Annotated in this window: 4 protein-coding genes; all 4 read right to left on the bottom strand. The window is 39.7% G+C overall.

Annotated elements, in window-relative coordinates:
• Positions 1–1,346 (bottom strand): TonB-dependent receptor plug domain-containing protein (locus tag VLB74_RS05050; RefSeq protein ID WP_325202371.1); only part of this gene is annotated, 1,346 nt, incomplete at its 3' end.
• A gap of 280 nt (positions 1,347–1,626) precedes the next feature.
• Complete coding sequence (gene arfB, locus VLB74_RS05055) at positions 1,627–2,028, bottom strand: alternative ribosome rescue aminoacyl-tRNA hydrolase ArfB (protein WP_325202372.1); 402 nt, start codon at positions 2,026–2,028, stop codon at positions 1,627–1,629.
• Between the two features lie 2 nt (positions 2,029–2,030).
• Positions 2,031–3,593, bottom strand: a complete 1,563-nt coding sequence (locus VLB74_RS05060) for a DUF4301 family protein (protein ID WP_325202373.1) — start codon at positions 3,591–3,593, stop codon at positions 2,031–2,033.
• A partial coding sequence (gene pnuC / locus VLB74_RS05065) for a nicotinamide riboside transporter PnuC (protein WP_325202374.1) occupies positions 3,560–4,019 on the bottom strand: 460 nt, incomplete at its 5' end. The genes VLB74_RS05060 and pnuC, both read right to left, overlap by 34 nt.

Raw genomic sequence — 4,019 nt, forward strand, 5'->3', positions numbered from 1 at the left:
ACGCGTCGCACCTGTAAATCACCATAAAGATTAAACATATCAAACAACGTAACCGTGGCCTTGGCAAACAAATTACCATCAGTTTTAACCGCAAAATCATTATAATACTTATCCCCTAACTCGCTTGTAGAAGCATAACGCGCCCAAATGACTTTGCCGAAATGGCTGCCTTCATATTTATTCCATGCACCGCCAAAAAGCACATCAACGATATTTTTTTTATAGTTTGCAGAAAACGTGGTACCGTAAAAATCATTGTCCAGCCATTTCTGACGAATTAAATCTGTTGTAACCTGTCCGGCAACCGGTGTCATTCCGTACTCTGTAAAATCAGCGTCTTCTTTATAATTTTCGTAATACCCTCTTCCTTTAGTGTAGTGCACAGCCAGATTCGTATTCCAATTGGAACTGATTTTTTCACTCCAATGCAATTGCGCATGATCTTGCTGGTAGTTATCGGTTTCGTTATCGTAAAAGCGTACATTTCCGAATTCATCGGTAAACATTCCGGCCGAATTGAAGGTTCGATCTTTTTCCAGCGTTTCCGCATCGACACCGTTCCAGGCCTGATACGTTTTTTCTGTACCTCCAAAAACCAATGCTTTAATCAATGTGGTTTTCCCAACGAATGTTCCCTGAAGGAAATACGATTTCAAATCGGAAGAAGCCCTGTCGATATATCCATCCGAATTGATTTTAGACAAACGCCCTGCCAATTCGAATTGATCATTCATCAATCCGGTACTGAATTTCACGGTATGTTTGTGTGTGTTGAAGCTTCCGTAGGAATTGGAAATTTCACCTGTGCTTTTGGTCGCATACGAATCCGTAAGCATATTCAAACTTGCTCCAAAAGCACCAGAACCGTTGGTTGAAGTCCCTACTCCGCGCTGCAGCTGAAGGTTTTCCACCGAAGAAACAAAGTCCGGCATGTTAACCCAATACGTTCCGTGTGATTCTGAATCATTGTAAGCAATCCCGTTGATGGTTACATTCACACGCGTCGCATCACTTCCTCGCACGCGAATTCCCGTATAACCTACACCATTTCCGGCATCGGTTGTCGTTACCACCGAAGGCAAATAATTCATTAAAACCGGGATATCCTGACCTAAATTTCGCTCGGCCAATTCTTTTTTACTCATGTTAGTAAATGTCACCGGTTGTTTTTCGTGAGCTCTCACAGCAGAAACCAGGATCTCATCCAGTACTTTTACTTTGGTAGTATCTTTTTCTTTTTCCTGGGAGAAGCCAGTGAGAGGCAAGAAACAAGAGGCAATAGGTAAAAGCAAATTAAGACAGTTGTTTTTTACCTTTTCCTCTTTTGATTTGAATAAAGTTTTCATTCGCAATAAACTACGAATAAAAGGGGCAATTATCCTTTTTTAAAAATATTAAATTTGATACTCTGCTGAACGTTATTGACAAAAAACTTGCCTACGCGCCATCTGGCTCTTTCACTAAAAATGTACACTGTACATTTTCTTAACGTTCAGACCTCCCTAAACAGCATTACCTGTTCCAGGTTCGTTGGGTATAATCTCAGCTCGTATTTTAGAGCACCCCTTTGAGACGCTGCAAAGATAGAGTTATAAAGAACAACTATCCAAACAGAATTTCAAATAATTAATATCTCGGTTTTTTTCGCGATTGTTTCACGTCGGATTGGCTTCTTTTTTCCTTCAGCCTTTTTTCGATAACCGAACGGGGAATTTTAGTTGCTTTTCGTTGCTTCTGAACTTTCAAAGCGCCTTCAACAATCAGCAGAAAGCGCTTGATCACGATTTCTTTGTTTCGGAGCTGGCTTCGGTCTTCATCACAATTCAGGATAAGTACCTGTTCTTTGGTAAGCTTGTTTTCGAGTTTCGTTAAAAGCAGCTCTTTTTCCTCTTCTGAAAGGGCAGCGGAATGCTTCAAATCAAATTGCAACACCACCTTCGAGGAAACTTTGTTCACGTTTTGTCCACCGGCACCGCTGCTTCTAACCGCCTTGAACGCTAGTTCCGATACAAGTTTTTCCTTATCCACTTTTATTCGTGCTGATGCGCAGGTTTAAGCAAATCGTTTACCGTTTTAACCGGGTTGAAAGTTACCAAAGGCACTTCGGCAAAAATGGTTATCCAGTTAGCCATAGCCCCGTTCCATAATCCCGGAAGCTCATACGCCTTGATATCTTTCCCGTTTTTGGTTTTCTGAACAATAAAACCGGCGTCATGATTTACAAAATCGGTTAAATTGAATTTTCTACCCTTATAATTTTTCAATCCGCAAACCAAATCCACCGGGTTAAAATGCGTGGATTCCGAAAATATTTTCTTCTGGTTTTCACTTTGCTGATCGATTTGTGAGGATTCTACAATCTGCAGTGAAACCGTTCCATTGTCTTCATTCACCCAAAATGGCCCACCACCGGGTTCTCCTTCATTTTTCACCATACCACAAACCCGGATTGGACGGTTTAACAACTGAACCAATTCGGCTTTTTGATTCTCCAGCGAATATTTTGAAAAATCTTTCGGCAATACGATATTCAGTTTATCCGTTACAAAAGCGATAACCTCATCTAATTTTACCTCTGCGGATTTTTCCAGCAATTCAAGATGCGAAAAAATCGATTTTTGCAGTTCCAATAACAAACCGCCAAGTACTTTTTTATAGAAAACGATTTCCTCAAAATGATTAAAAGCCACATTGTCTATATTTTTAATAAAAACAATGTCACTTTCCAACTGGTTCAGGTTTTCAATTAGCGCACCATGTCCGCCGGGACGGAAAAACAACATGCCATCCTCCAAGCGGAAGGGTTTATTATCCATGTCCACGGCCAAAGTATCGGTTGATTTCTGCTGATAGGAATAATTTATGATTACATCATCAGCCAAACCATTAATAACGAATTTGAAGTCTTCCAAATGCTCTTCAGAAACCGTCAGATGAATCTTCGGCTTTCCTTTCACATCAGAATATTCGATGGCTTCCATCAGGTGTTTATAAATGGGTGTGGAAATTTCCTCATCTTTTCTGTGAAACGGTAAAATCCCTTTAGGTTTATTGGAAAAATCAAACCCTTCAACAGAAAGAAGCGTATTGATAAAATAATAGTATTTTTCGTCCTGGGAAAGTTCTTCGTAATCCACATAAAGCGTTTTCACTTCGTCCAACACCATATCATAAAAAGGGAATTTTTCGATACCCACCAGAAAGACCGACAATTCGTTTGCTTTCTGCCTGTTGATATAGGCATTAATCGTCTCTTCCCCTAAACGAAACTCATTAATGAAGTCGATCAGAAATTTAAACATTCTGCTTGCCGCTCCCGATGCCGGAACAAATTTCTCAATAGTATATCCGGCGCGTTCTTTTTCAAAATACTCATTGTATCTCCCGCTTTCTTCTTCAGAAAACGTTAAGATTCCATCACCTACTGTCGCTGTCCTTTCCAACGAAACATTGGCAATTCCGGTTGTAAACATTTCGAGTTCACGGGCAATTTTTCCAACTTTAATCCCGTATTCCTTTATGTATTCAAAATCGGATTCCGAAAAACCGTAACCCTCGATTAAGCTATCTTTTGTTGTAAAATCTTTCTCCATTCTCTATAAGCCAAAATGGCTAAAACCGTAAAAATTAAATATTGTAACGACAACATTCCCAAGCCTCTGTAGGCATAAATCGGTGTTACAATTATATCGCCAATAATCCACAGTGTCCAGTTCTCTATCTTTTTATAGGCCATATACCACATGGCGGTAAAGAAAATCCCTGAAGCCACAATATCTACATAATTTTCTTTTTTTATTTCATAATCAAAGAAAGTATAGATGGCGAAAACTACAATAATTGTCACTAAAAACAATACAATTCCTATTATTTTTTCTCTAAAATTTGTACGTGCTATCGCGAGTTGTTCATGGCTATCTGTTTTTCGGGCCCAGTTCCACCAGCCGTACACACTCATAACGGAAAAATAGAGGTTTATCATCATGTCGCCCAGATAACCAGCCACCCAAAGCAGGTAG

Source organism: Flavobacterium sp. (genome assembly GCF_035456225.1).
GTDB lineage: Bacteria > Bacteroidota > Bacteroidia > Flavobacteriales > Flavobacteriaceae > Flavobacterium.